The sequence below is a fragment of the Cupriavidus sp. 2TAF22 genome, assembly GCF_052115045.1.
GTDB lineage: Bacteria > Pseudomonadota > Gammaproteobacteria > Burkholderiales > Burkholderiaceae > Cupriavidus.
The window spans coordinates 1-24,686 of record NZ_JBFRFX010000051.1 but is presented as its reverse complement, the minus strand read 5'-3'; the positions used below and the strand labels follow the sequence as shown (position 1 = coordinate 24,686).

The 24,686-nt window shown below is 67.0% G+C and carries 20 protein-coding genes; 12 read left to right on the top strand and 8 right to left on the bottom strand.

Annotated elements, in window-relative coordinates; translation table 11 throughout:
* The first annotated feature begins 527 nt into the window (after positions 1-527).
* From AB4Z48_RS35315 to AB4Z48_RS35300, 4 genes are read left to right on the top strand one after another with little or no spacing between them, the layout of a single operon-like run.
* Positions 528-1,379 (top strand): ABC transporter substrate-binding protein, encoded by an 852-nt coding sequence (locus AB4Z48_RS35315; protein WP_441622684.1) that lies wholly within the window; start codon positions 528-530, stop codon positions 1,377-1,379.
* Positions 1,380-1,407: 28 nt separating this feature from the next.
* The gene (locus tag AB4Z48_RS35310; protein WP_441622725.1) at positions 1,408-2,916 is read left to right on the top strand and encodes an amino acid ABC transporter permease/ATP-binding protein; all 1,509 of its coding nucleotides are present in this window, start codon (positions 1,408-1,410) and stop codon (positions 2,914-2,916) included.
* Entirely contained in the window at positions 2,900-4,243 is a 1,344-nt protein-coding gene (locus tag AB4Z48_RS35305) for an amidase (RefSeq protein WP_441622682.1), read from the top strand. The genes AB4Z48_RS35310 and AB4Z48_RS35305 overlap by 17 nt, the downstream gene beginning before the upstream one ends.
* Positions 4,244-4,277: 34 nt before the next feature.
* Positions 4,278-4,679, top strand: coding sequence for an ectoine synthase (locus AB4Z48_RS35300; RefSeq protein WP_441622680.1), 402 nt, complete (start codon positions 4,278-4,280; stop codon positions 4,677-4,679).
* Positions 4,680-4,813: 134 nt separating this feature from the next.
* Here the strand turns inward: AB4Z48_RS35300 and AB4Z48_RS35295 are convergent, their stop codons facing one another.
* Positions 4,814-5,491, bottom strand: coding sequence for a GntR family transcriptional regulator (locus tag AB4Z48_RS35295; RefSeq protein ID WP_441622678.1), 678 nt, complete (start codon positions 5,489-5,491; stop codon positions 4,814-4,816).
* A 19-nt stretch (positions 5,492-5,510) separates the two neighbouring features.
* Complete coding sequence (locus AB4Z48_RS35290) at positions 5,511-6,356, bottom strand: urea carboxylase-associated family protein (RefSeq protein WP_441622676.1); 846 nt, start codon at positions 6,354-6,356, stop codon at positions 5,511-5,513.
* Positions 6,357-7,326: 970 nt separating this feature from the next.
* On the opposite strand from AB4Z48_RS35290, the gene AB4Z48_RS35285 reads away from it, so the two are divergent.
* The 5 genes from AB4Z48_RS35285 to AB4Z48_RS35265 all read left to right on the top strand — a co-directional run bounded on the left by AB4Z48_RS35285 (position 7,327) and on the right by AB4Z48_RS35265 (position 11,429).
* Complete coding sequence (locus AB4Z48_RS35285; RefSeq protein WP_441622674.1) at positions 7,327-7,896, top strand: aminodeoxychorismate/anthranilate synthase component II; 570 nt, start codon at positions 7,327-7,329, stop codon at positions 7,894-7,896.
* A gap of 92 nt (positions 7,897-7,988) precedes the next feature.
* Positions 7,989-9,017 (top strand): anthranilate phosphoribosyltransferase, encoded by a 1,029-nt coding sequence (gene trpD, locus AB4Z48_RS35280; protein WP_441622724.1) that lies wholly within the window; start codon positions 7,989-7,991, stop codon positions 9,015-9,017.
* Between the two features lie 43 nt (positions 9,018-9,060).
* Positions 9,061-9,864 carry an indole-3-glycerol phosphate synthase TrpC gene (gene trpC / locus AB4Z48_RS35275; RefSeq protein ID WP_441622672.1) on the top strand — a complete coding sequence of 268 codons (804 nt, stop codon included), beginning with the start codon at positions 9,061-9,063 and terminating at the stop codon, positions 9,862-9,864.
* 77 nt (positions 9,865-9,941) lie between these two features.
* Positions 9,942-10,580, top strand: coding sequence for a CYTH domain-containing protein (locus AB4Z48_RS35270; RefSeq protein WP_441622670.1), 639 nt, complete (start codon positions 9,942-9,944; stop codon positions 10,578-10,580).
* Between the two features lie 69 nt (positions 10,581-10,649).
* Positions 10,650-11,429 (top strand): uracil-DNA glycosylase, encoded by a 780-nt coding sequence (locus tag AB4Z48_RS35265; protein ID WP_441622668.1) that lies wholly within the window; start codon positions 10,650-10,652, stop codon positions 11,427-11,429.
* A gap of 25 nt (positions 11,430-11,454) precedes the next feature.
* Here AB4Z48_RS35265 and AB4Z48_RS35260 read toward each other — a convergent pair whose 3' ends face one another.
* Positions 11,455-11,763: an acylphosphatase gene (locus AB4Z48_RS35260; protein ID WP_441622722.1), complete on the bottom strand. Its 309-nt coding sequence runs from the start codon at positions 11,761-11,763 to the stop codon at positions 11,455-11,457.
* Between the two features lie 276 nt (positions 11,764-12,039).
* Between AB4Z48_RS35260 and AB4Z48_RS35255 the strand changes: the two genes are divergently transcribed.
* Both AB4Z48_RS35255 and AB4Z48_RS35250 read left to right on the top strand, forming a co-directional pair.
* Complete coding sequence (locus AB4Z48_RS35255; protein ID WP_441622666.1) at positions 12,040-13,794, top strand: ABC transporter permease; 1,755 nt, start codon at positions 12,040-12,042, stop codon at positions 13,792-13,794.
* A 28-nt stretch (positions 13,795-13,822) separates the two neighbouring features.
* A complete protein-coding gene (locus tag AB4Z48_RS35250) occupies positions 13,823-15,181 on the top strand; it encodes an ABC transporter ATP-binding protein (RefSeq protein WP_441622664.1) in 1,359 nt (452 codons plus the stop codon).
* Between the two features lie 16 nt (positions 15,182-15,197).
* On the opposite strand, the gene AB4Z48_RS35245 is transcribed toward AB4Z48_RS35250, so the two are convergent.
* The 5 genes from AB4Z48_RS35245 to AB4Z48_RS35225 all read right to left on the bottom strand — a co-directional run bounded on the left by AB4Z48_RS35245 (position 15,198) and on the right by AB4Z48_RS35225 (position 22,686).
* Positions 15,198-17,609, bottom strand: a complete 2,412-nt coding sequence (locus AB4Z48_RS35245; RefSeq protein ID WP_441622662.1) for an FUSC family protein — start codon at positions 17,607-17,609, stop codon at positions 15,198-15,200.
* 49 nt (positions 17,610-17,658) lie between these two features.
* A complete protein-coding gene (locus AB4Z48_RS35240) occupies positions 17,659-19,464 on the bottom strand; it encodes a M61 family metallopeptidase (RefSeq protein WP_441622660.1) in 1,806 nt (601 codons plus the stop codon).
* Positions 19,465-19,539: 75 nt separating this feature from the next.
* Positions 19,540-20,529, bottom strand: a complete 990-nt coding sequence (gene acuI, locus AB4Z48_RS35235; RefSeq protein ID WP_441622658.1) for an acrylyl-CoA reductase (NADPH) — start codon at positions 20,527-20,529, stop codon at positions 19,540-19,542.
* A 97-nt stretch (positions 20,530-20,626) separates the two neighbouring features.
* Positions 20,627-21,385: a DsbC family protein gene (locus tag AB4Z48_RS35230; protein ID WP_441622656.1), complete on the bottom strand. Its 759-nt coding sequence runs from the start codon at positions 21,383-21,385 to the stop codon at positions 20,627-20,629.
* Between the two features lie 44 nt (positions 21,386-21,429).
* Positions 21,430-22,686 (bottom strand): UbiH/UbiF family hydroxylase, encoded by a 1,257-nt coding sequence (locus AB4Z48_RS35225; protein ID WP_441622654.1) that lies wholly within the window; start codon positions 22,684-22,686, stop codon positions 21,430-21,432.
* A gap of 161 nt (positions 22,687-22,847) precedes the next feature.
* Here AB4Z48_RS35225 and ychF point away from each other — a divergent pair, with 161 nt between their 5' ends.
* Positions 22,848-23,939 carry a redox-regulated ATPase YchF gene (gene ychF, locus AB4Z48_RS35220; RefSeq protein WP_441622652.1) on the top strand — a complete coding sequence of 364 codons (1,092 nt, stop codon included), beginning with the start codon at positions 22,848-22,850 and terminating at the stop codon, positions 23,937-23,939.
* Positions 23,940-24,686: the final 747 nt, after the last annotated feature.

Sequence of the window (24,686 nt, the reverse complement as noted above, 5' to 3'; positions counted from 1 at the left end):
CATTTGCTGACGTCATTTCCGCTGCAATCCGGGGGCGGGATGCAGCCGGCAGCAACGGACATCGGTCGAGGCTCGTGATGAAAAATGCACAACCTTCGGGCCGCGCGTGCCGTGAAGAAGCGAAGGTTTTCAAAGCGCGTCCGGCGACAGTAATGGCCGGCCGCATCGTATTGGCTAGCCGGTGCGGGCACCGGCACCACCAACGCCATATCCGGGACCCGCGAGCGCAGTTTGATGCCCCGGGCCCGGCGTGATCGGCCAGGTGATGCCGGTTGGCATGGTGTGGGGTACGTGATCGCGTTCGGCGCTTATCTTCCCGCCCTGCTCCGAAAGGCCTTGGTGAAAGGAGTCCCCCCACGGGCTTGTGCCGCCGTCTGTCGATGCGCTAGGGAAAATACCCATTTCTCCTGCTTATCCACTGTCCCAGAATCATCGAAATTGTTCAACAATCCTCGGCAGCAAAATGCCTCTCGGTGCAAGGAAGACCGAGTTTTTTGCGGGTTCCAGTGCGTTCAGCAGGAGTAATCATGTCCACTTCGACCTTGGCGTCGTCGCGGCGCCGACGCACGGCCGCCGTGGCCGCGCTGATCTTGTGCGCGGCCTCCACATGGGCGCTTGCCGCCTCCACCATCAAGGCCGACAGTCTGACGATCGGCTCGGACCTTACCTATCCCCCCTATGCCTACATGGAGGCTGGCAAGCCTGTTGGCTTCGATGCCGACTTCTCCCGTTTGCTGGCGGCCAAGCTGTCGCTCAAACCCGTATTCGTGGATACCCGCTTTCCTGACCTGATCCTGGGGATGCGTGCGCGCCGTTTCGATGCGATTGCTTCGGCGCTCTACGTGACGTCGGAGCGCTCGAAGCTGATCGATTTCATTCCCTACCTGAAGACGGGCGCGTCTCTGGTGGTGCTGGCGGCAAGCCCGTATGCGCCGCCGTCGCCCGAGGCGCTTTGTGGCAAGCGTGTGGCATCGATCAAGGGCGCCTCCTGGACGCCCAAGCTGCGCAAGGTGTCGCGCGAGACTTGCCGGCCGAAGGGCGAGGACGAGATCAAGGTGCTGGAGTTTCCTACTTCGCCCGAGGCCATGATGGCGCTGCGTTCGCAGGCAGCGGACGTCATGATCGAGGATGCGGCCGTGGTCCACGGCATGCTTGCGCAGTCGCAGAACAGCTTGAAAGTCACCTCCACCTCGCTGCTTTACCCCATCGTGATAGGGCTGGGTCTCCACAAGGAGGCCCAGCAATTGCAGGGCGAGCTAAAGATGGCTTTGCAGCGCGCCCACGATAGCGGCGAATACCAGGCCTTGCTCACCCGCTACGGGCTTGAAGCGCCTACCGCCGCAGAAGTCCAGAGCGCGCTCATCGGCACGAGCCAGTAACGCCGCAGCGGAAGGGGAGGCAGGACAAATGCGTTTTGATTGGGACTATACCGTCAGCTTGTTCTGGGATGCCGATTTCTGGCATGCATGCTGGGTAGTGGTGAAACTGAGCACGGCCACCTGGTTCGTCGGGGTCGCGGCGGGCTTTCTGCTGGCGCTGGGCAAACAGGCGAAGAACCCTGTGCTCAGGCGTCTGGCAGGCTTGTATATCTGGTTCTTCCGCAGCCTGCCTTTGCTGGTGCTGCTGGTGTTCATCTACAACCTGCCCCAGGTCTTCCCCGCGACTGGCGCCGTGCTGGGCGACCCGTTCTACGCGGGCCTGGCCGCGCTGGTGGCGAGCGAGACCGCGTTCATTGCGGAGATACACCGCGGCGGCATTCTCGGCGTACCGCGCGGGCAGATCGAAGCGGGCCGCGCGCTGGGCATTCGCTACACCGGCATACAACGCATGGTGGTCATTCCACAGGCGTTGCGCATTGCCCTGCCGGCGCTGAGCAACGAGTTCATTACCATCGCCAAGCTGACATCGCTGGTGTCGGTGATTTCTCTGGCCGAGATCCTGCTGGTGGGGCAGCGTTTGTACACACAGAACTTTCTGGTGTTCGAGACCATGCTGGCGGTCGCGCTTTACTACGTGCTGATCGTCACCCTGTTCGACAAGCTGTTGGGTTGGCTGGAGTCGCACATGAACATCCTGCGCCGCGCGCCCAAGCCCCTGGCATTGGATGCGGAAACCCGGCGTCAGGTGCAGGAGGGGATGGCCCAGCCCACGCTGACCGCCAGCGGCAACGCGGCGGCACTGGAGGTGCGGCAGGCGCGCAAGCGCTTTGGCGACCACGAGGTGCTCAAGGGCATCGACTTGCGGGTCAGGGCCGGCGAAGTCATCAGCATCATCGGTCCGTCCGGTTCGGGCAAGACCTCGCTGATACGTACACTCAACGGCCTGGAGACGTTGGATGGCGGTCAGGTGCTGCTACACGGCAAGCCATTCCTGGGGTCGCCCGAGACCGGCACCACGGCCGCACAGGGGGACCGCATCCTGGACATCGGCATGGTGTTCCAGAGCTTCAACCTGTTCCCGCACAAAACCGTGCTGCAGAACGTGATGCTGGCGCCCGCCTACCACCGTCGGGGCAAGCCGGCCTCATTGCGGCGCGAGGCGCTGGTACTGCTCAACAAGGTGGGCATGCTCGACCACGCCCATAAATACCCGCACCAACTCTCCGGCGGCCAGCAGCAGCGTGTGGCGATTGCCCGGGCCCTGGCCATGCGGCCATCCATCATGTTGTTTGACGAACCCACGTCGGCGCTCGACCCCGAGTTGGTCGCGGAAGTGCTCAAGGTGGTGGAAACGCTGGCGCGCGAAGGGATGACGATGCTGATCGTGACGCACGAGATGGCCTTTGCCGTCAAGGTGTCCGACCGAGTGGTCTTCATGGAAAACGGTCGCATCCTTCTGGATTCCCCGCCCGCCGCCGTGCAGGCAAGCCAGGATGCGCGTATCAAGGACTTTCTGAGCCATGTCCATGTGTCCTGAACGCACGGGCACGCATGCCGGCGCGTTGACGCAATGCCTGCGGAATATCGAGGCCTATCCCACTAGCGCGTCGAGCGCTTTGCTGGCCCGCCGCGACGACGACGCGCGGCGTGAAGCCCATGCGCGCGATGCGATGGCACGGCTGTCTGGACATGATGCGCCGCTGGCGGGCGTGGTGCTGGGCGTGAAGGCCTGCTTTGACGTGCGCGGATGGGTCACCCACGCGGGATCGCAGGTGCTGGCGGACGCTCCTGCCGCAAGCGAGGACGCGGCGCTGGTGCGCGCGTTGCGGCAGGCGGGCGCGGTGCTGCTGGCGCAGAACAACATGACCGAGTTCGCCTATGGCGCGCTGGGCTTGAACCCCTGGTTCGGTACGCCGGTATCGCCGTTGCCCAGCGACGTGCCTCGCGTGGCCGGCGGTTCAAGTAGTGGCGGCGCAGTGGCGGTGGCGCTGGGCATGGTGAGCCTTGCGCTCGGTTCGGACACCAGCGGCTCCGTCCGGATTCCGGCCGCGTTCTGCGGCGTCGCGGGTTTCAAGCCTTCGCGGGGCCGTTACGACGATGCGGGCATGATGCATCTGTCTCCCAGCTTTGACGTTCCCGGGGTGATCGCCGCGGACGTCGCGCAATGCTTGCGGGTGGATCAGGCCCTGGCGCCGTGGGACCGCTCGGCGCCGACTGCCGGCACATCGCTGGCGCGAACATCGTTCGTGATACCGGACCACCTGGATGATGAACTGGAGCCTGGGGTACGGCACGTGTTCGCAACATGGATGGAGCGCCTGGGCGCGGCGGGCGCCGTGTTGCGCCGCGCGCCCATGCCCAGCCTGCCGTTGGCCGGCAAGGTGGCGCGGGAGGGAGGCATCATCGCGGCGGAAGCCTACGCCCTGCATGCCGGCCGGCTGGCTGCCAAGGCGTCGGCCTATGACCCTCGCGTGGGGCCGCGCATGCTGCTGGGCGCGCAGGTGCCGGCCCACGCCTATGCGCTTGCCCAACAACGGCTGCTTGCCCTGGGCAGGCAGTACGAAGACGAACTGGGCGGCGCCGATGCCGTGCTGACACCCACCGTGCCGATGCTACCGCCGTCGCTGGCCGAACTGCGTGACGACAGCACGTACCTGAGCAAGAACGCCAGGGCGTTCAGCCTGACCGAATTTGCGAACCGCCTGGATCTGCCCAGCATTTCCCTGCCGGGCGACCTGAATGCCAGGCAGGCAGTGGGGCTACTCGTGACGGGCCGCACCAGGCGCGACCGTGGGCTGCTTCAGATGGCGCGCGCGATCGAGTGCGTGCTGCGTCCCGGGACGCAGCCCATGTCGCGGCATTGAGTCATCGTCACTACTTTTCCTCTGGAGCGTCTCCATGATCGTCATTCACAGCGAAGACCTGACCGATACCGAACGCCATGCCCGGGGGCCCGGTTGGGAAAGCAGGCGCATCGTCGTCAAGCGTGATGGCATCGGCTATTCGGTACATGAAACCCGAGTCTTTGAAGGCGCGGAACTGCACCTGCATTACAAGCACCACTACGAGGCGAACTACTGCATGGCCGGCGAAGGCGAGGTGCTGGACGTGGCCAGCGGCGCCGTGCATGCCATCAGGCCGGGCACGCTGTATGCGCTGGACAAGAACGACAAGCATGTGTTGCGGGCGACCAAGGGCGACCTGCGGTTGGTGTGCATATTCAACCCGCCCTTGAGCGGGTGCGAGACACATCGCGAAGACGGCAGCTACGCGGAGCCGGAGGATGCAACGCCGACGTGAAGCCGGTCGTGTGCAACCCATCAAGCGGACAGGGTGTGGTGGCCGGATTGCCCTGGCATCCGGCACCGCGTGATGGGTGACGCGCGCTTGATCTCCGGTGGCATGCCGCCAAGCCTCCGCACCCTACCTCTGCCCTACTTGGCTGGCTGGTTTTTCAGGCGTGTAAGCACGGCCATCAGGGTGCGCTCGGAATCGTCGAGGTAGGCTGACAGGGCTTGTGCCGCTTCTCCGCGTTGGTCGCGCACCAGCAGGTCATGAATCCGGTGTTCACGCTCGATCCAGTCGGGTGTCTGGATGCGACTTTCATCGGCCTCCGAGGCAAACACCAGGCGTAGCTGCGCGCACAGTGTGCGAAAGAATTCGTCCAGCAATCGGCTGCCCAACTGCGCCACGATGTGCTGGTGAACTTGCAGGCTCAGCGTGCCGACATGGCGCCAGTTCTTCTTGGCCAGCGCGCGTTCGGCGGCATGGATGGCGGTGAGCATCTTGTCGAGCAGGGCGGGCTGCAAGGGTAGATCGCCGTTGATGGCTTGCAGCTCCAGTGCGCGGCGCGCGGCATAGATTTCGCGCAAGTCCTTGCGTTCCATGCGCCGCACGACAACGCCTTTGTGGCGGATAAACGTGGCCAGGCCCTCCCGTCCCAGTTGGTGCAGAACTTCGCGGACGGTGTTGCGCGAGGCCCCGTAGAGGGCCGCCAGGTCCACCTCGACCAGTTGCGTGCCCGGAGGGAGCTTCCCTCCCATGATGTCGTCGCGCAGTTGATGACTGATGCGCTCGGCGATTGAGATCCCGTTCTCGCGTTCTGCAGGCATGAAGGTGTGGCTCCGGTTGTTATTTCCACTCGATCTTTTCGGGGTGCAGTCCGTGGACGCCCTTATACGGGGAGACTTCGGGTGAGGCCCAACCTTGAAGCAAGGCGGGATCCAGCTCATAGACCTCGACGCCCAACGGCCGGCACACGTCGATGGGATCGCGCGCATCCGGTCCCCACATCGGCACGGAGAGATCGCCGCCCGGGCAGGTGGACAACGCACACAGCAGGTCCATTTCCGCGAAGCACTCCAGGTAGTCGCCTGGCTTGGCGGGGCACGCCTTCATGAAGTACTTGTCGTCGTCGTTCAGGCCCGTTACCTGGAATACGTTGAGCACGTCATGTACATCGAACTCCGTCAGGCCATGCGGTGCCACCGCGCGTGTCAGGTTGGAGTGGCAGTGGAAGTGGAAGTCCTCGCCCGTCAGCAGCTTGTTGACGTAGGGGTCGCAGCGGGTGCCCAGCAGGTCATGCACGCGGCCGCCATCGCCATCCTTGCCGTAGTCGGCCAGCGTGTCATCGGTGATGGTGACCATGGGACGCAGGTACGGCAGCGTGGACCAGAGTCGGTCATACGTACTGACATGCGCCTGCTGTAGCTGCCGGGTACGGGAGGCCCACATGCGCTCGCGCGGATTGTGCAGATTCCACATATTGAAGTCCGCGACCTGGGGGCCTTCCAGGGTCACGATGCGAAAGACGTGGCCCGCGGGGACCTTCCAGGCAAAGCCGCTGCGGATGGGGACAACGTGGGAAGCGATCAGCTTGCGCTGGGACGCATCGGTGGCGATGGCACGGTAGAAGTCCCGGTCCACATGCAATACCGAGCCCTTGCTTACCTGGTACGCCGCAGGGTAATTCGACATGGTCTGCCTCCTGAAATCATCTTGGCTTTGCTGGCAATGATTGTTGAACAATCAATCGCCAGTATAGGGCAGGAGTCGTGCGTTGCGGGCGCTCTTTCTGAGGGCTGCCGTGGCGTCGGCCGAGTGTCGCCTGGTGCGGTCAGCGGCGGGCGGATCGCTGACCAGCCCGCGCGGGACATACCAACAACGAAAGGATGCGGCACATCTGCCAAGTCCTCCGGCGCACCGGCAGCAAATAGTTTGCTGTTCGTTTTGTAGTTCCTCGTTTCTGCCCCGGAGGCATCCTTTGCCTGGCGTGGAAGAACGGCGTTACCGATTTGCCGTCTCCACACCTGGGCGAACGCACAAGTGCAGACGGGGCCGCCATGGAGACGGGCGCCGACCCCGCCACAATGGCGAAAAATAGGAATCGACGAGACGACAAAATCGACGCTACAATCACGCGTGTGTTTGATCAGGCATGGCCGTCGACCATGTCCCGTTTTCCCCTCTATGGCTAGGTAGCATGACCTGCATCGCAACGAACCGTTTCGCTCAGTGGTGGCGCTTCCAATAGGAAGCGGCACGTCGTTGCGGTTTGAAACCGAACCCTGCCGCCATCATCGGCAAGCAGGTTTCCAGGACCCCGATAGCTCACCGATGTGGCGGCTCCAATCTCTAGGAGATCGCCCCATGCCAAGCAAGTCTTCCCTGTACTGCAAACCTGCTCCAGGACGCCCGTTGCGCGCGTTCCGTGGCCGGGCTTGGCGTGCCGCAGCGGCAGGCATGGCATGGCCCACTTCCAGCGCCTGGCATGCCGCTCCGGCATTGCCTGCAACGGCCATGGATTGCCGTGGGCTCTCCGACACGCTGAGATCAGCACCCGCGGATGCCTTCGGTCGCCCTTTTGCTACCGCTGTGTATATCAAGGCGCATATCAAACAGTAGTTGCTAGAATTTTCCCCTTTAAAATCAAGTAATTAGGTGTGATATGCTGCTGATGATCGACAACTACGATTCGTTTACCTACAACATCGTCCAGTATTTCGGCGAGCTCGGTGCCGACGTGCGCACCTATCGCAACGACGAAATCACCCTCGAGGAAATCGAGGCGCTGGCGCCCGACCATATCTGCGTCTCGCCCGGACCGTGCAGCCCCAGGGAAGCCGGCATCTCGGTGGCAGTGCTGCAGCACTTCGCCGGCCGCGTGCCCCTGCTGGGCGTGTGCCTTGGCCACCAGGCCATCGGCGAAGCCTTCGGCGGCAAGGTGATCCGCGCCAAGCAGGTGATGCACGGCAAGGTCAGCCGCATCGAGACCACGCAGGAAGGCGTGTTCGCCGGGCTGCCCAGGCATTTCGACGTGACGCGCTATCATTCGCTGGCGATCGAGCGCGAGACGCTGCCGGATTGCCTGGAAGTGACGGCCTGGACGCCGGACGGCGAGATCATGGGCGTGCGCCACAAGGAGTTCGACATCGAAGGCGTGCAGTTCCACCCCGAGTCGATCCTGTCCGAGCACGGCCACGCGCTGCTGGCCAACTTCGTCAAGGCGCGCCGATGAGGCGCACCGACACGCCCAGCGCGCCCACGCCGGCCAGCGGCCACCCGAGACTTCACGCGAACGCCGAAGAACAACACCAGACCGAGACCGCCATGTCCATCACGCCCCAGGAAGCCCTCACCCGCTGCATCGAACACCGCGAGATCTTCCATGACGAAATGCTGCACCTGATGCGGCAGATCATGCAGGGGCAGATGTCCCCGGTGATGGCCGCGGCCATCCTGACCGGGCTGCGCGTGAAGAAGGAAACCATCGGCGAGATCTCCGCGGCCGCGCAGGTCATGCGCGAATTCGCCAACAAGGTGCCGGTGCAAGACCGCGAGAACTTCGTCGACATCGTCGGCACCGGCGGCGACGGCTCGCATACCTTCAATATCAGCACCGCCTCGATGTTCGTCGCGGCCGCGGCCGGCGCGCGCATCGCCAAGCACGGCAACCGCGGCGTGAGCTCCAAGTCGGGCAGCGCGGACGTGCTGGAAGCGCTGGGCGTCAACATCATGCTCACGCCCGAGCAGGTCGGCCACTGCATCGAGCAGACCAGCATCGGCTTCATGTTCGCGCCCACCCACCACCCGGCCATGAAGAACGTGGCGCCGATCCGCAAGGAAATGGGCGTGCGCACCATCTTCAATATCCTGGGCCCGCTGACCAACCCGGCCGACGCGCCCAATATCCTGATGGGCGTGTTCCATCCCGACCTGGTCGGTATCCAGGTGCGCGTGATGCAGCGCCTGGGCGCCAAGCACGCGCTGGTGGTCTACGGCAAGGACGGCATGGACGAGGTCTCGCTCGGCGCCGCCACGCTGGTCGGCGAGCTCAAGGACGGCGAGGTGCGCGAATACGAGATCCACCCCGAGGACTTCGGCCTGTCGATGATCTCCAACCGGGGCCTCAAGGTGGCCGACGCCACCGAGTCCAAGGAAATGCTGCTCGAGGCGCTGACCGATGTGCCTGGCACCCCGCGCGAGATCGTCTCGCTCAACGCCGGCGCCGCGCTGTACGCCGCCAACGTGGCCAGCTCGATCGAGGACGGCATCCGCCGCGCACGCGAAGCCATCGCCAGCGGCGCCGCGCGCGAGAAGCTCGACCAGTTCGTGCGCGCCACCCAGCAGTTCAAGTAAGCCGGGCCGCGAGCCGCGCCGACACACCGCAAGAGAAACACGCATGTCCGATATCCTGCAGAAGATCCTGGCCGTCAAGGCCGATGAAGTCAGCGCCGCGCGCAAGAAGCGCGACCTGCCCAGCCTGCGCGCCGAAGCCGAGAGCCTGCGCGCCGAGCCCGGCCTGGCGCCGCGCGGCTTCGAGCGCGCGCTGCGCGAGAAGATCGCCGCCGGCCACGCCGGCGTGATCGCCGAAGTGAAGAAAGCCTCGCCGTCCAAGGGCGTGCTGCGCGAGCAGTTCGTGCCCGAGGCGATCGCGGAAAGCTACGCCAGCCACGGCGCGGCCTGCCTGTCCGTGCTGACCGACGTGAATTTCTTCCAGGGCCACGCCGATTTCCTCAAGCGCGCGCGCGGCGCCTGCCCGCTGCCCGCCCTGCGCAAGGACTTCATGGTCGACCTGTACCAGGTCTATGAAGCGCGCACCTGGGGCGCCGACGCCATCCTGCTGATCGTCTCCGCGCTCGACCCCGGCCTGATGGCCGAGCTCGAAGCCTGCGCCCACGAACTCGGCATGGACGTGCTGGTGGAAGTGCACGGCGGCGAAGAGCTCGATGCCGCGCTGCGCCTGAAGACGCCGCTGCTGGGCGTGAACAACCGCAACCTGCGCACCTTCGAGGTCTCGCTCGACAACACGCTGGAACTGCTGCCGCGCATCCCGTCCGACCGGCTGGTGGTGACCGAATCCGGCATCCTCGGCCCGGCCGACGTGCAGCGCATGCGCGATGCCAATGTGCACGCCTTCCTGGTCGGCGAAGCGTTCATGCGCGCGCCCGATCCGGGCGTCGAGCTGGCACGCCTGTTCGCCTGAATGTTCGCCTGAACGTTCGCCCGGGCATTCGCCCGACCCGCGCCCGTCCGCGGCTCCCACCGGAATCCTCGATCAAGATGGCCCAGGAAATCGAACTCAAGCTGGCAGTGCCGGACGGCGCCATGCCCGCGCTGGCGGCATGGCTGGACGCGCACGGCGAGGCCCGCGGCGAGCACACGCTGCTCAACGTCTACCTCGACACCCCCGCGCGCGACCTGGCCCGCGCCCGTGCCGCGCTGCGGCTGCGGCGCCGCGGCGAGCAATGGCTGCAAACCCTGAAGACGGCGGGCAAGAGCGAGGCCGGCCTGGCCGCCCGTCATGAATGGGAAACCAAGGTCGCCGCCGAGGCCATCGAACTCGACGCCTTCCCGCCCGAGGCCCGCGCGTTGCTGGCGCCGCTGGCAGCCACGCTGGGCCCGGTGTTCCGCACCGATTTCACGCGGCGTACCTGGCTGGTCGAGCAGGACGGCGCGCGCATCGAAGCCGCGCTGGACGTGGGCGAGATCACGGCGCCGGGCACGACTGCGCGCGACACCATCCACGAACTCGAGCTGGAATGGCTGCCAGGCGAGGCAGACCAGTCGCCCACGCAGGCCGTGGCCGAAGCCGCGCTGCGCGCGCTGGCGAGGCGCCTGCAGAACGTGGCGCCGCTCACGGCATCCGACCAGAGCAAGGCCGCGCGTGGCTACCGGCTTGCCGGTGTCGCCGGAGCCTGACGCGCCGGCGTGCCGCACCCGGGGTGCACCCTGCGCCCCACCAACCCCTATCCTCCGCAAAGCACCCGCATGAGCAAACCAATGAGCGCACAGGCCGACCTGTTCGCCCCGGCCGCCGCCAGGGCGCCATCGGCCCCGGCCAGCCTGGCCGCCCAGGCGGCGGCGCTGCCCTCCGCCTGGCGTGAACTGCTGGCGCCGTGCATGCACGGCGCCGGCTGGCAGGAACTCGCCGCCTTTGTCGACGGCGAGCGCGATGCCGGCAAGCCGGTCTTCCCGCACGACGTTTTCCACGCCCTGCATCTCACCCCGCCCGGGACGGTCAAGGTGGTGATCCTGGGCCAGGACCCGTATCACGGCACCGGCACCGTCGGCGGCAGCGAGATCCCGCAGGCGCACGGCCTGGCCTTCTCGGTGCCGGACGGGGTGCGCGTGCCGCCGAGCCTGCGCAATATCTTCAAGGAGATCGCCGCCGAATACGGCGACGGCGTACCCGCGCCCGCCTCCGGCAACCTCGAAGGCTGGGCGCGCCAGGGCGTGCTGCTGCTCAACACGGTGCTGACGGTGGAACAGGGCCAGGCCGCCAGCCACGCCAAGCGCGGCTGGGAAGCCGTGACCGACTGCCTGATCCAGGCACTGTCCGCCGCCCGCCCGAACCTGGTGTTCCTGTTGTGGGGCAGCCACGCGCAGGCCAAGAAGCCGCTGCTGGCCGGCGCGCATTGCGTGCTGGAAGCGCCGCACCCGTCGCCGCTGTCCGCCCACCGCGGCTTCCTTGGCTGCGGCCATTTCAAGCTGGCCAATGCATGGCTGGAGAAGCACGGCGTGGCGCCGGTGGACTGGCGCGCGAGCTGAGCCGCCAGGCCCCGGCCCCTGGACCCTAGGCCGTCGGACGGAAGTCGAAACTGTCGAACTCGCCCTCCCCGGCCTGTACCTCCAGCCCGCTGACCTGCGCGGCGGGCGGCCCGCGCCGCATCCATTCGCGCAGCGCCGCCAGCTGTTCGGGCGGGCCGTAGGCCATCACCTCCACCGAACCGTCGTGCCGGTTGCGCACCCATCCGCCCAGGCCCAGCGCGCGGGCCTGGTCCTCGCAGGCGGCGCGGTAACCCACGCCCTGCACCCTCCCCGTGACAACGATGCGCCAGGCTACCGGCCGATGCGCCCACTGGGGTCCCGTGTGCTGTTCCATCTGGCGATCCATCTGGTCCCTCCTCGCCGTTGCTTGAAACGGCTGCAAAACACAATACAGGTAAACTAGGCGGCCACCCCGAGCGTTACCAGTATGGGCATGCCACCCGGGGTAACGCCGACAGCGCCGCGCCGGCGCCCTGCCGGGGCCTCCGGGTTCCGTGCACAACCCGCCCGCGGCCACGCAGCGCCGCACGCCCCGCGCGCCGGTCTTTCCGGGCCAGCCGGGCCATCCGATCCCGCCGGCAACCGCGGCCACCGAACTTCAGCCAACAAGATGCAGCAAGCCGAACACGACCAGGCCAGCTCGATCAACTCTCCTGGCTACGTCAGCCAGTTGCTGACCGCGCCACCGAACCGCTTCGACCTGGCGCTGCTGCCCATCATCCTGGCGGTGATCGTGCTGGTGGCCTTCGCCGCGCGGGGGATGGACGTGCCCTACCGCCCCGGCGAGCCGCTGGAAGTGCACCTGGACATCGCCTACCTGCCGTACTACCTGCTGCGCACCAGCATCCGCATGCTGCTGGCGCTGGCCGCCTCGCTGCTGTTCTCGTTCGCCTTCGCGGCGCTGGCTTCCAAGAACCGCACCGCCGAGAAGGTCATGGTGCCGGCGCTGGACATCCTGCAGTCGATCCCGGTGCTGGGCTTCCTGTCGATCACCGTGACAGGCTTTATCGCGCTGTTCCCGGGCAGCCTGGTCGGGGTGGAATGCGCGGCGATCTTCGCCATCTTCACCTCGCAGGCGTGGAACATGGCATTCAGCCTGTACCAGTCGATCCGCACCATCCCCAGCGACCTGGTCGAGGCCGCGGCCATGTTCCGGCTTTCCGCATGGCAGAAATTCTGGCGCCTCGAAGTGCCGTTCGCCATGCCGGGGCTGCTGTGGAACATGATGATGTCGATGTCCGGCGGCTGGTTCTTCGTGGTGGCCTCCGAAGCCATCTCGGTGTCTGGCAACGATATCAAGCTGCCAGGCATCGGCTCCTATATCTCGCTGGCCATCCAGCAGCAGAACCTGGCGGCCATCGGCTGGGCCATCCTGGCGATGCTGGTCGGCATCGTCCTGTACGACCAGTTGCTGTTCCGCCCGCTCATCGCCTGGGCCGACCGCTTCCGCTTCGAGACCATGGCGCAGGAAAACGAGCCGCAATCGTGGCTGCTCAACCTGCTGCGCCGCTCGGAATGGGTCAGCCTGCTGCTGGGCCGCACCGCCGCGCTGGCCGAGCGCACGCTGGCCTGGGGTTCCGCGCGCAAGGCAACCGCATCGCAGAACGGCGACAGCCGGCGCACGCTGTGGTTCGAGCGCGCCAGCACCATCGTCATTACGCTGATCGCGGTGGCGGCGCTGTACCGCGTGATGCACTTCGTGCGCACCGAGGTGGGCTGGAGCGAGGTCGGCCACGTGCTGTGGCTGGGCACGCTGACCATGGTGCGGGTGATCGTGCTGATCTCGCTGGCGGCGGTGATCTGGGTGCCGATCGGCATCCGCATCGGCCTGAACCCGAAAGTGGCGCGCATCGCCCAGCCGGTGGCGCAGTTCCTGGCGGCCTTCCCGGCCAACCTGATGTTCCCGCTGGTGGTGATGCTGATCGTGCGCTTCGGCCTGAACCCGGAAATCTGGCTCAGCCCGCTGATGATCTTCGGCACGCAGTGGTACATCCTGTTCAATGTGATCGCCGGCGCCTCCGGCATCCCCACCGAACTGAAGCTGGCCGCGCGCAACTTCGGCCTGCGCGGCTGGCTGATGTGGAAGCGCTTCCTGGTGCCGGCGGTGTTCCCCAGCCTGCTGACCGGCCTGGTGACCGCGGCCGGTGGCTCGTGGAACGCCAGCATCGTGTCCGAATACGTGACCTGGGGCGACCGCACGCTGGTCGCCACGGGCCTGGGCAGCTATATCGCGGAGATGACCGCCAAGGGCGACTTCCCCCGCATCGCGCTGGGCATCGGCGTGATGGCGGTGTTCGTGGTGGGCTTCAACCGCCTGCTGTGGAACCGCCTCTACCTGCTAGCGCAGGAACGCACCCGTCTCTGATTTTCAGCATCCGTACCGGAATTCCATCATGGCAAGCTCTCCCGCAACCACAGCCGCAACCGTAGCCGAACCCGTGGTCGAACTGCGCGGCGTCTCCAAGATGTTCCGCACCGCGGACCGCACCGACCGCGCCGTGCTTGAAGGCGTGGACCTCACCCTGAAGCGCGGCGAGATCGTCGCCATGCTGGGCAAGTCCGGTTCGGGCAAGTCCACCCTGCTGCGCATCATGGCCGGGCTGGTGCGCGCCGACCACGGCGAGGTGCAGTTCCGCGGCCAGCCGCTGCGCGGCACCGCCGAGGGCATCGCCATGGTGTTCCAGTCGTTCGCGCTGTTCCCGTGGCTGACCGTGCAGCAGAACGTGGAGCTCGGGCTCGAAGCGCAGGGCGTGCAGAAGGAAGCGCGCGCACGGCGCGCCGAGGCGGCGATCGACATGATCGGCCTGTCCGGCTTCAACAGCGCGCTGCCGCGCGAGCTCTCCGGCGGCATGCGCCAGCGCGTGGGCATTGCGCGCGCGCTGGTGACCGAGCCCGACCTGCTGCTGATGGACGAGGCTTTTTCCGCGCTCGACGTGCTCACCGGCGAGACGCTGCGCGACGAAATGCTCGACCTGTGGGAAGACGGCCGCACCAATATCAAGTGCATCCTGATCGTCTCGCACAATATCGAGGAGGCAGTCATGATGGCCGACCGCATCGTGATCCTGTCGAGCGACCCGGGCCGTATCCGCGCCGAGGTGAAAATACCCTTCCCGCGTCCGCGCAACCGCGATTCGGCGCAAGTGCGCGGGCTGATCGACGAGGTCTATACGCTGATGACCTCGCCCGCCGCGCTGGGGCCGCGCGTCACCGCGCTGGCGGCCGCCAGCAATATCGGCTACCGCCTGCCGGACGCCGACATCAGCCAGATGGAAGCCATCCTCGACCTGCTGTGCGAGGCGCCCTTCCACGGCCGCGCCGACCTGCCGCACCTGGCCGAGGAAGCCGGCCTCACCGACGACGACCTGCTGCCCGCCTGCGAGGCGCTGCATCTGCTGCAGCTGGCCACCATCGAGCGCGGCGACATCAGCGCCACCGGCCTGGGCCGCGTCTATTACGAGACCGAGCCGCCCGAGCGCAAGGTGCTGTTCGGCAAGCAGTTGCTGCTGCACGTGGCCCTGGCCGCGCATATCCGCCGCGAGCTCGAGCAATCGGAGGACGGCGAGATCCGCGAGGAACATGTGCTGCGCGAGCTCGAGGACTTCCTCAAGCCGGAAGAAGCCGAGCGCGTGCTGACCGCCGCCATCGAATGGGGCCGCTATGGCGAGGTGTACGAGTACAGCTACAACAGCGGCATGCTGACGCTGCCGCGCGAGGAGCATCCGGCCGGCGGCACAAGTACCCAGCCCTGAGCGGCCGCACGCGACGCTAGCGCTGGCGCATGGCGCGCCCGATGGCGCCGGTGCGCAGCGCGATCTTGGCGGCGTCCTCGCGCAGCGCGCGCAGGCGGCGCTCCAGGATGGCGTTGGCTGCGCGGCCCGTGGAACTGGCCGTGCTGGCGGTGCCGCCCGGCTCGCGGGTGGCGCTGCTGGCGCGGGACAGCTCGCCCGAGGCGGCGGCCTGCGCCAGCACGTCGGCGCGGCGGCGATCGGCGGAATCGGCCAGGCGGGCCCGGCGCTCGCTGGCCTCGTCTGCGGTGGAGGTGGCCTCGAGCGCAGCATTGAGCGCGGCCGCCGCCAGCGGGGCCGCGCGGGCAGGCCCGGCCTCGACACCGGATTGCGGCGCGGCATGCGCCACGGCGGTTGCCGGCTCCCCCGCCGCCCGCACGAACCCCGCCCCCCGGCCGCCCGCGCGGTCATCTTCCACCAGCCGCTCGCTTGCCAGCGCCAGGCTGTTGGTGGCGGCGTCGGTCGCCTGGCGGATGGCGCCTTCGGCGGCCGGCAGGTCAAGCTCGCCGTAGTGCTCCCGCACCTGGATACGCATCGCCGCCACATGCGCGGCCACCAGGTAGTTCTGCACGATAAAGCGGTTCAGGTTGTCCACCGCGCGGTGCCGGCTCTTGGGCTCGTCCAGCATGCGCTGGAACGAGCCGATCAGTGCCGACAGGCTGTCCATGAACTGCTTGCGCTGCACGCGGTAGGCAAAGTCGTCCTTGGCCACGCGCAGCAGCAGGTCGCGCGTGGCGGCGATATAGCGGCGGTTGGACTGCAGCACGTTCTCTACCAGCGCGGGCAGCGCGCGGTACTCCCAGCTCGGCAGCACGAAGCTGAACACCGAGGCGATCACCCCGCCGATCACCGTGTCGATCAGCCGCTCCCCCGCCACCGTGGCGCTGCCCGGCATCAGCAGGTTGATCTGGATGAGCACCTGCACGCAGGCGGCGATGGCCGTGTAGCGGTACTTGATGGTGGAGAACGCCGTGCTCGCCACCAGCGCCAGGAACAGCACGCCCAGCAGCACCAGCGGCTGGTGCACCACCCGCAGCACGGCCACCGAGATCACGCAGCCGATCAGCGTGCCGATCAGGCGGTCGTTGTAGCGTTGCTTGGTCATGCTGAAGTTGGGCTTCAGGATGACGATGATGGTCAGCAGGATCCAGTAGCTGTGCGAGACATAAGGCAGGTGGTCGGCGATCCACAGCCCTGCCCACACCGCCATCGTGATGCGCAGCGCAAAGCGGAAGGCCGGGGACTTCCAGTTGAGGTTGTCGCGCAGCACCTTCAGCTCATAGCGCTGGCGCGTGAGGAACGGCGTCATGTCCGGGCCCGGCAGCACCTTGGAAGGCTCCACCGGCGTGCGTGACGCCTCGTGCAGCTGCCCCACCAGCGCGATGGCGCCCTTGATCATGTCCAGCGTCTCGACCACCGCTGTCATCGCCGCGGGATTGATGTGGTGATGGCGCAGCTGCGCGATCTCGTCCTGGACCGCGCGCAGCTCCTGCCGGTAATCCACCTCGGCATAGGAGTAGCGCCCGCGCGTGATGTCGTAGGCGATCGACTCCACGTCCTCGCACATCAGCTGCACCAGCCGGCGCAGGTGGTCCAGCACCGGCGTGGCGGCAAAGGTCTGGCGCAGCAGCGGGTAGTCGTTGTTGGTGGAGAGGATGTACTCGTAGAGGTCCAGCATGCGCATGTGGACCTGCACCAGCAGCCCGTCATGCGTGGTGCGGTTGCCGCGCAGCACGAGGTCGCGCGCGGCCTGCTGGCGCTCGGCCACCACGATCTGCTGGCGCACCAGCTGGTTGAACTGCGCTTCGTAGTCGTTGCCGGCGTCGTAGAAGCCGGCCTTGATGTCGAGGTAGCCCGCCATCTCGTACAGCGCTTCGGCCAGGATCTGCTGCTTGGTACGCCGCTGCGTGGCCCAGCTCACCACCATGGCGTAGGCCATGTAGGCCACCGCGCCCACGCCGAACAGCAGCGCATGCTCCAGCGCGCGCCGCACCACGAAGTCCTCGTTGATGGTGAGCGTCATGACGAACAAGGCCGAGAACTGCAGCGGCAAGGTCTTGTTGCCGTACACCGTCATCATGCCGGCCATGAACGTCACCAGCACCAGCACCACCGGCATCACGCGCGGGAACGGCGTGGCCATGGCCACCGCCAGCGTGACTGCCGTGCACAGCAGCACGCTGGCCAGCATCTCGTTGAACTTGTGGTTGAACGGGCTGGGCAGGTCCATCAGGCTGGTGCACAGCGCGCCCATCGACACCACCATGGCAGTGGGCAGGTCCGCGAACTGCATGGCGATCAGCGTGGCGCCGATCACCCCCGTGGCCGAGCGCAGGCCACGGTACACATAGTGCGAGTAGATAAAGGTGCGGGCGTCGTGCGCGTATTGCATGTGGCGGCTCGGGGGCTGGGCCTTGTCGGCGGAATGTCTGCCTGCCGGCCTACTGGCCGAGCCAGCGCGCCCGCATGGCCTGGCGGCCACCCTCGGCCGTCACGGTGTACTGCAGCGCCGGCTCGCGCGCGAAGGTCACCGGCAGCACATGCAGCTCGTCGCGGCGGAATACATGACATTCGGCGCTGTCGCCGGCGCGGTAGCGCGCCAGCAACTTGTCCAGCTGCCCGGGCGCCGCGCGCAGGCCGTCCACCGCGGCCAGCAGGTCGCCCGCCGACAGCCCGGCCGCCTGGCCGGCGCCGCCGTCGAGCACCTGCGTGATACGCACCCAGCCGTCCTCGCTCTTGGTCTTGATGCCGAGCGCGGCATTGCGCTCCGGCTTGGTGGGCACCGCCTTGATGCCGAACGGCTTGAACAGCGCCGCCAGCTGCAGCTCGCCCGTGCCTTCGGTCAGCGCGCGCAGCAACGAGCCCAGGCGCAGGCCGCTGACCTCGTCGACCAGGGCATGAACTTCGGCCTCGGTCACGCCGCGCTGCTGCGCGCCCGGCGCATAGAAGCCGCTGCCGTAGCGCTGCCACAGCGCACGCATGATGTCGTCGAGCGAGCGGCGGTTGCGGGTCTTGGCGCGGATGGTGAGATCGAGGGCCAGCGCCACCAGGGAACCCTTGGTGTAGTAACTGACGATGGCGTTTGGCGCGTTCTCGTCCTGGCGGTAGTACTTGGTCCAGGCGTCGAAGGAGCTGTCGGCCACGCTCTGCTTGGTGCGGCCGTTGCCGCGCAACACGCCGTTCCAGGTCTTGGCCAGCAGCTCGACGTACTGCGCCTCGGTGATGGCGCCGCTGCGCACCAGCATCAGGTCGTCGTAGTAGCTGGTGAAGCCCTCGAACAGCCACAGCAGCGGCGTGTGCGTTTCCTCGCGCAGCCGGTACGGCACGAAGGCCGCCGGCTTGATGCGCTTGACGTTCCAGGTATGGAAATACTCGTGGCTGCACAGGCCGAGGAAGGTGCGATAGCCCTCGGTGGCCTCTGCCTTGCCGATTGCCGGCAGGTCGGCGCGCGCGCACATCAGTGCGGTGCTGGCGCGGTGCTCCAGGCCACCGTAGCCATCCGTGGTGACCATCGTCATGAAGACGTAGCGGCGGTTGCTGTCGAGGAACGGCGCGCGCTCGGTCTTGGGCTCGAACAGGCGGATCTGCGCTTCGCAGATCCGCTTGAGGTCGCGGCACACGCGCTCCAGGTCCAGCTGCGGCACGCGGCCGGTGAAGACCACGTCGTGCTGGGCGCCACAGGCGCGGAAGCTGCCCAGCGTGAAGGTGCCCATCTCGACCGGGTGGTCGACCAGCTCGTCGTAGTCGGCCACCTGGTAGCGGCCGAAGCCGTAGCGCCTGGCGCCGCCGCGGCCCGGGGCCTCGCGCATGGCGGTGGCAACGCGCCAGCCGGCATACGCCTCGCCCGCGGGCGGCAGGATGTCCACCGTGCAGGGCTGATGTTCCTGCCCTTCGGCGCAGAGGAAGACCGAGCTGCCGTTGAAGAAGCCGTGCGTGGCGTCCAGGTGCGCGGCGCGCACCGACAAGTCCCAGGCATAGACCTCGTAGCTCAGCGTCAGCGGCCCGCTTGCGGGCGCCGCCTGCCAGCTCTGCTTGTCCAGCTTGGTCAGCGCGACCTGCTTGCCGGCGGCATCGGCGCGGATGCGCACGATATTGCGGGCGAAGTCGCGGATCATGTAGCTGCCGGGAATCCACGCAGGCAGGTAGAACTGCTGGCCGGCGGGATCGGGGGCGTCCACCGTGACGGTGACGGCGAACAGGTGCGCTTCGGGTTGAAGCGGGGCGATGGCGTAGTGGATCGGCTTCATGAGCGTGATTGTAGCGCCATGCCCGCGCGATCCTCCGGAGCCGCCCGTGCCCGGCGCGGCTCCGGACGCTGATGTTCAGGCGTTCACGTTGACCACCACGCGCCCGCGCATGCCGCCCTCGACGATCTTGCGCCCGGCTTCGATGGCCCCGGACAAGCCGATCTCGGTCGTGATGGCGCGCAGGCGGTCCGGCGCCAGGTCGGTCGCCAGCCGTTGCCAGGCCTCCTCGCGCCGGGCCATCGGCGCCATCACGCTGTCGATCCCGTACAGCGTGATGCCGCGCAGGATGAAGGGTGCCACCGAGGCCGGGAAATCCAGCCCCTGTGCCAGCCCGCAGCATGTCACCGCGCCGCCGTAGCGCACCTGCGCGCAGGCATTGACCAGCGTGTGCGAACCTACCGAGTCCACCACCGCGGCCCAGCGTTCCTTCTGCATCGGCTTGTTCGGCTTGCCCAGTTCGGTCCGGTCGATCACCTCCGACGCACCCAGCGCCTTGAGGAAATCGGCCTCGGCGGTCTTGCCGGTGGACGCCGCCACGCGGTAGCCCAGCCTGGACAGCAGCGCGATCGCCACCGTGCCCACGCCGCCCGAGGCGCCGGTCACCAGCACCTCGCCGTCGCCCGGCTTCACGCCGGCGCGCTCCAGCGCCAGCACCGACAGCATGGCGGTGTAGCCGGCCGTGCCGATCGCCATGGCCTGCTGCGCGTTGAACGCGTCGGGCAGCCTGACCAGCCAGTCGCCCTTGAGCCGTGCGCGCTGCGCCAGGCAACCCCAGTGCGTCTCGCCCACGCCAAAGCCGTTGAGCACCACGCGGTCGCCGGCCTTCCAGCGCGGATGCGCGGACTCCAGCACCGTGCCGGCCCCGTCGATGCCCGCCACCATCGGCCATTTGCGCACCACCGGCGCGCGGCCCGTGATGGCCAGGCCATCCTTGTAGTTGATGGTGGAATAGTCGACCGCGACCAGCACGTCGCCGTCGGCCGGCAGTGCGGATTCTTCGAGCGCGGTAACGGCGGCCTGGGTGGCGCCGTCGGCCTGGGTCAGCAGCAATGCCTGGAACGTCATGATGTCTCCCTCCGGATATGCGGATGTCGAAAGTCTGATGAACGAGGCGCCGGCCGGTCCGGCACGCACGGCGCCGGAAAGGCCGCCGGCGCGGAGCTTACTTCTTGAGGCTGGCGAGCTTGCGCTCGAGCGTGGCGGCGTCGGCGGCGCCGGGGATGCGGGTGCCGTCCATGAAGAACACGGCCGGGGTGCCAGTGATATTGAGGCTCTGGCCCAGGCTCAGGTTCTCGTCCACGGGGGTCTTGCAGCTGCCGTTGCCGGTCAGCGCGACGCGGTTGAGCATCCAGTCGCGCCAGGCCTTGGTGCGGTCGGTGGCGCACCAGACCTGCTTGGCCTTCACCTCCGAATCCGGCGACAGCACCGGGTAGAGGAAGGTGTAGACCGTGATGTTGTCCATCTGCTGGAAGGTCTGCTCGATGCGCTTGCAATAGCCGCAGTTCGGGTCCGAGAACACCGCCACCTGGCGGCTGCCGTCGCCCTTGCTCCACTTGATGGCGCGCGCCAGCGGCAGGTCCGACCACTTGATGCGGTTCAGGTCGGCCACGCGCTCTTCGGTCAGGTTGGTGCCGGTCTTGGTGTCGACCATCTCGCCGTTGATGACATAGCGCCCGGTGGCGTCCGTATAGACCACCTGCCCGCCGATATTGACCTCGAACAGGCCCGGCACCGGCGTCTTGGACACGCTCTTGACCTCGGCGCGCCCGCCCAGCATCTTCTGGATCGACTCCTTGATGCGATCGGTGCCGGGCTCGCCCGCCGCCATGGCGTGCAGCGCGAAGCCGGCCGCAGCCAGGCCGCCAGCGATGGTGGCGACGGTGGCCGACAGTGCGGGGCGGCGGCGCAGGAATTGCAACATGATGACTCCAGAAATTCGGTGATTCGGCGCGCAGTGTTCAGGGCTCAGCCCAGCGCACGGCCGATAAGAAAGCGTTTGAGCAGCGGTTGCCCGCCCACCGCCCGCATGCCGGCATTGCGTACCGTGTGCGCAATGCCGCCGGGCAGCGAAAACAGCCGGTGCAGGCCATCGGTGGCAGCCGTCAGCGACAACAGGTCCGTGGCGCGCGCGCGCTCGTAGCGGCGCAGCAGGCGCAGGTCGCCCTCGCCGCGGAACGATTCCCTGGCAGCCATCACGCGGCCAAGTTCCGCCACGTCGCGCAAGCCCAGGTTCATGCCCTGGCCGGCCAGCGGATGCACCACGTGGGCGGCGTCGCCCACCAGCGCCACGTGCGGCTGCACGAACTGCTCGGCCCGCTGCAGCACCAGCGGGAAACCCTGCGCCGGCGTCACGCAGCGCAGCGTGCCGAACTGGCGGCCCACGGCGCCGCTGGCTGCCTGCATTACGGTGTCGGCCAGCGCCTCAGGCGACAGGGCCAGCAACTCGGCGGCATGGCCCTCGTCGGCAGACCACACCATCGACACGCGCCGCCCCGGCAAGGGCAGCAGCGCCAGGATCTCGCCGTTGGCCGGCTCCTCGTCGGCCATCAGCTTGGGCGGCACGCCCAGGAACCACTGCCAGGCCGTGTCCTGGTGCGGATGCTCGCATTCGAAATTGGCCACCACGCCAAGCTGGCGGTAGCGACGCTTGGAAACCGGGATATGGCACTGGTCGCGCAACCACGAGCGCGCGCCGTCCGCGCCCACCACCAGCGCCGCGCGCACCTTGTCGCCACCGCCCAGCGTCAGCGTGGCGCCATCGTGATCGCGCAGGAAGGCCGCGGCGGTATCGTCGAACCAGTGCACCTGGTGCTGGAAGCGCAAGGCAGTATCGAGCACCCGCTCCACATGGCCCGACTCGATGATCCAGGCCAGCTGCGGCACCGTGGCCGCGTAGGCCGAGAAATGCAGGTCTCCGGCAGCGGCAGCATCCTCGCGCGCCGCGCTGGCATCGCCGAACACCCGCATGTCGCAGACCGGCTGCACGCGCGCCGGGTTCAGCGCCTCCCAGACGCGCAACTGCGCCAGCAAGGCCTGCGAGCTCGAAGAGAATGCGTAGATGCGGCTGTCCCACTGGTCCGCCTCCGGCGCGGGGGCCTGCGGACGCGGCGCGATCAGCGCCACCTGCATGCCCTGCTGGGCCAGCAACAACGCACAAGCCTTGCCGACGATGCCGCCGCCGACCACGGCAACCTGGAAACGGGAGGGGGATGGACGAGTCATGGGGAGATTATAGCCACCCCGGCACTTTGGCTCTGAGCGCCACGTGCGGCGGCCAACGCCGCGGGGCAAGCGGCGTAGCACCCCGGTTGACGGCGCCTCAGGCACGGCCCGGCGACGCCCATCCGCTAGAATAGGGGTTTTGCTATTTCAAGCCTTCTACCATGAGCCTCAAATGCGGCATCGTCGGCCTGCCCAACGTCGGCAAGTCCACGCTGTTCAATGCCCTGACCAAGGCCGGCATCGCCGCCGAAAACTATCCGTTCTGCACCATCGAGCCCAATGTGGGCGTGGTGGAAGTGCCGGATTCGAGGCTTGCCAAGCTGGCTGAGATCGTCAAGCCCGAGCGCATCCTGCCGGCCGTGGTCGAATTCGTCGACATCGCCGGCCTGGTGGCGGGCGCCTCCAAGGGCGAAGGCCTGGGCAACCAGTTCCTGGCCAATATCCGCGAAACCGACGCCATCACCCACGTGGTGCGCTGCTTCGAAGACGAGAACGTGATCCATGTGGCCGGCAAGGTCGATCCGCTGTCGGACATCGAAGTGATCAATACCGAGCTTGCGCTGGCCGACCTCTCCACCGTCGAAAAGGCCCACGCCCGCTACATCAAGCCCGCGCGCGCCGGCGACAAGGAAGCGCTGCGCCTGGTGGCCGTGCTGGAGAAGGCCCAGGCCGTGCTCAACGAAGCCAAGGCCGTGCGCACGCTCGACCTCTCCGACGAGGAATGGGCCGCCATCAAGCCGCTCTGCCTGATCACCGCCAAGCCGACCATGTACGTGGCCAACGTGCGCGAAGACGGCTTCGAGAACAACCCGCACCTGGACGCCGTGCGCGCCCACGCCGCCAAGACCAAGTCGCCGGTGGTCGCCGTGTGCGCCGCCATCGAAGCCGAGATCGCCGACCTGGAAGACGAGGACAAGGCCGTGTTCCTGGCCGACCTCGGCATGGAAGAACCGGGCCTGGACCGCGTGATCCGCGCCGGCTTCACCCTGCTCGGCCTGCAGACCTACTTCACCGCCGGCGTGAAGGAAGTGCGCGCCTGGACCATCCACGTGGGCGACACCGCCCCGCAGGCCGCCGGCGTGATCCACACCGACTTCGAACGCGGCTTCATCCGCGCGCAGACCATCGCCTATGAGGACTTCATTGCCTTCAAGGGTGAGCAAGGCGCCAAGGAAGCCGGGAAGATGCGGGCGGAAGGGAAGGAGTATGTGGTGAAGGATGGGGATGTGATGAATTTCTTGTTTAACGTCTGATCAACGTTTGAGCTGAATCGACCCGCTCCCGTCGTTCCAGACCACCTGAAAACCCCCGTCGGCCGTTGAGGCGACGGGGGTTTTTGCCATGTGACGACCCTATTCAACAGCGGTCGACGCCGATACATGGGCCAAGGGGTAAAACCATACGCCTGCGACCACGCGCAATCGGTGTAAATGACATCGGCTCATCTGCCGAGCAGCGCGCTCCTGACTGCGTTTGGCGCGTGCTGCCATGGCAGAAGTATTCGGTCGCATGGCAGACGTTTCACCGTAAAAACCAGCCTTTTCCTACATCCAGGCTGAGTTGGCTGGACCAACATTCCAAATAAGCTTTGTTCAAAGGAAGTCCGGCTCTTTGTGTCGGCATGCCTGAGCGTTCGCGTGCGGGCGCTCCGATCCCATGGGGCAGGCTGCTTGGCTTCGACCCGTCGAACGCGGCGTGATGCAGCGGCATTGCCCGGCGTCCCCAAAAAAGGGGGTCAACGATGCCAGGTCAGTCCGACCTGAGATTCTCCTTGCAGCACACGGCCGGCGACTTCTTCTTCCCGTCTCGGGCGATTCGCAAGCGCACGGAGTGACCATGCCCTCGTTCAAATTCCCCTTCAAAGACAAGGCCGGCAAGGAGGTGCGCGACGCCGCGCTCTACTACACGGCGCTCAGCCTGGCCGACAACGGCTTCTATCCGCTGGGCCCCTCCGGCGTGCATTGCGGCATTCACTACGTCCAGGCGATGGCCAACACGCT

Coding starts and splice junctions, on each gene's coding strand:
- AB4Z48_RS35315 (WP_441622684.1), top strand. CDS start 528: ATGTCCACTTCGACCTTGGCGTCGTCGCGGCGCCGACGCACGGCCGCC.
- AB4Z48_RS35310 (WP_441622725.1), top strand. CDS start 1,408: ATGCGTTTTGATTGGGACTATACCGTCAGCTTGTTCTGGGATGCCGAT.
- AB4Z48_RS35305 (WP_441622682.1), top strand. CDS start 2,900: ATGTCCATGTGTCCTGAACGCACGGGCACGCATGCCGGCGCGTTGACG.
- AB4Z48_RS35300 (WP_441622680.1), top strand. CDS start 4,278: ATGATCGTCATTCACAGCGAAGACCTGACCGATACCGAACGCCATGCC.
- AB4Z48_RS35295 (WP_441622678.1), bottom strand. CDS start 5,491: ATGCCTGCAGAACGCGAGAACGGGATCTCAATCGCCGAGCGCATCAGT.
- AB4Z48_RS35290 (WP_441622676.1), bottom strand. CDS start 6,356: ATGTCGAATTACCCTGCGGCGTACCAGGTAAGCAAGGGCTCGGTATTG.
- AB4Z48_RS35285 (WP_441622674.1), top strand. CDS start 7,327: ATGCTGCTGATGATCGACAACTACGATTCGTTTACCTACAACATCGTC.
- trpD (WP_441622724.1), top strand. CDS start 7,989: ATGTCCATCACGCCCCAGGAAGCCCTCACCCGCTGCATCGAACACCGC.
- trpC (WP_441622672.1), top strand. CDS start 9,061: ATGTCCGATATCCTGCAGAAGATCCTGGCCGTCAAGGCCGATGAAGTC.
- AB4Z48_RS35270 (WP_441622670.1), top strand. CDS start 9,942: ATGGCCCAGGAAATCGAACTCAAGCTGGCAGTGCCGGACGGCGCCATG.
- AB4Z48_RS35265 (WP_441622668.1), top strand. CDS start 10,650: ATGAGCAAACCAATGAGCGCACAGGCCGACCTGTTCGCCCCGGCCGCC.
- AB4Z48_RS35260 (WP_441622722.1), bottom strand. CDS start 11,763: ATGGAACAGCACACGGGACCCCAGTGGGCGCATCGGCCGGTAGCCTGG.
- AB4Z48_RS35255 (WP_441622666.1), top strand. CDS start 12,040: ATGCAGCAAGCCGAACACGACCAGGCCAGCTCGATCAACTCTCCTGGC.
- AB4Z48_RS35250 (WP_441622664.1), top strand. CDS start 13,823: ATGGCAAGCTCTCCCGCAACCACAGCCGCAACCGTAGCCGAACCCGTG.
- AB4Z48_RS35245 (WP_441622662.1), bottom strand. CDS start 17,609: ATGCAATACGCGCACGACGCCCGCACCTTTATCTACTCGCACTATGTG.
- AB4Z48_RS35240 (WP_441622660.1), bottom strand. CDS start 19,464: ATGAAGCCGATCCACTACGCCATCGCCCCGCTTCAACCCGAAGCGCAC.
- acuI (WP_441622658.1), bottom strand. CDS start 20,529: ATGACGTTCCAGGCATTGCTGCTGACCCAGGCCGACGGCGCCACCCAG.
- AB4Z48_RS35230 (WP_441622656.1), bottom strand. CDS start 21,385: ATGTTGCAATTCCTGCGCCGCCGCCCCGCACTGTCGGCCACCGTCGCC.
- AB4Z48_RS35225 (WP_441622654.1), bottom strand. CDS start 22,686: ATGACTCGTCCATCCCCCTCCCGTTTCCAGGTTGCCGTGGTCGGCGGC.
- ychF (WP_441622652.1), top strand. CDS start 22,848: ATGAGCCTCAAATGCGGCATCGTCGGCCTGCCCAACGTCGGCAAGTCC.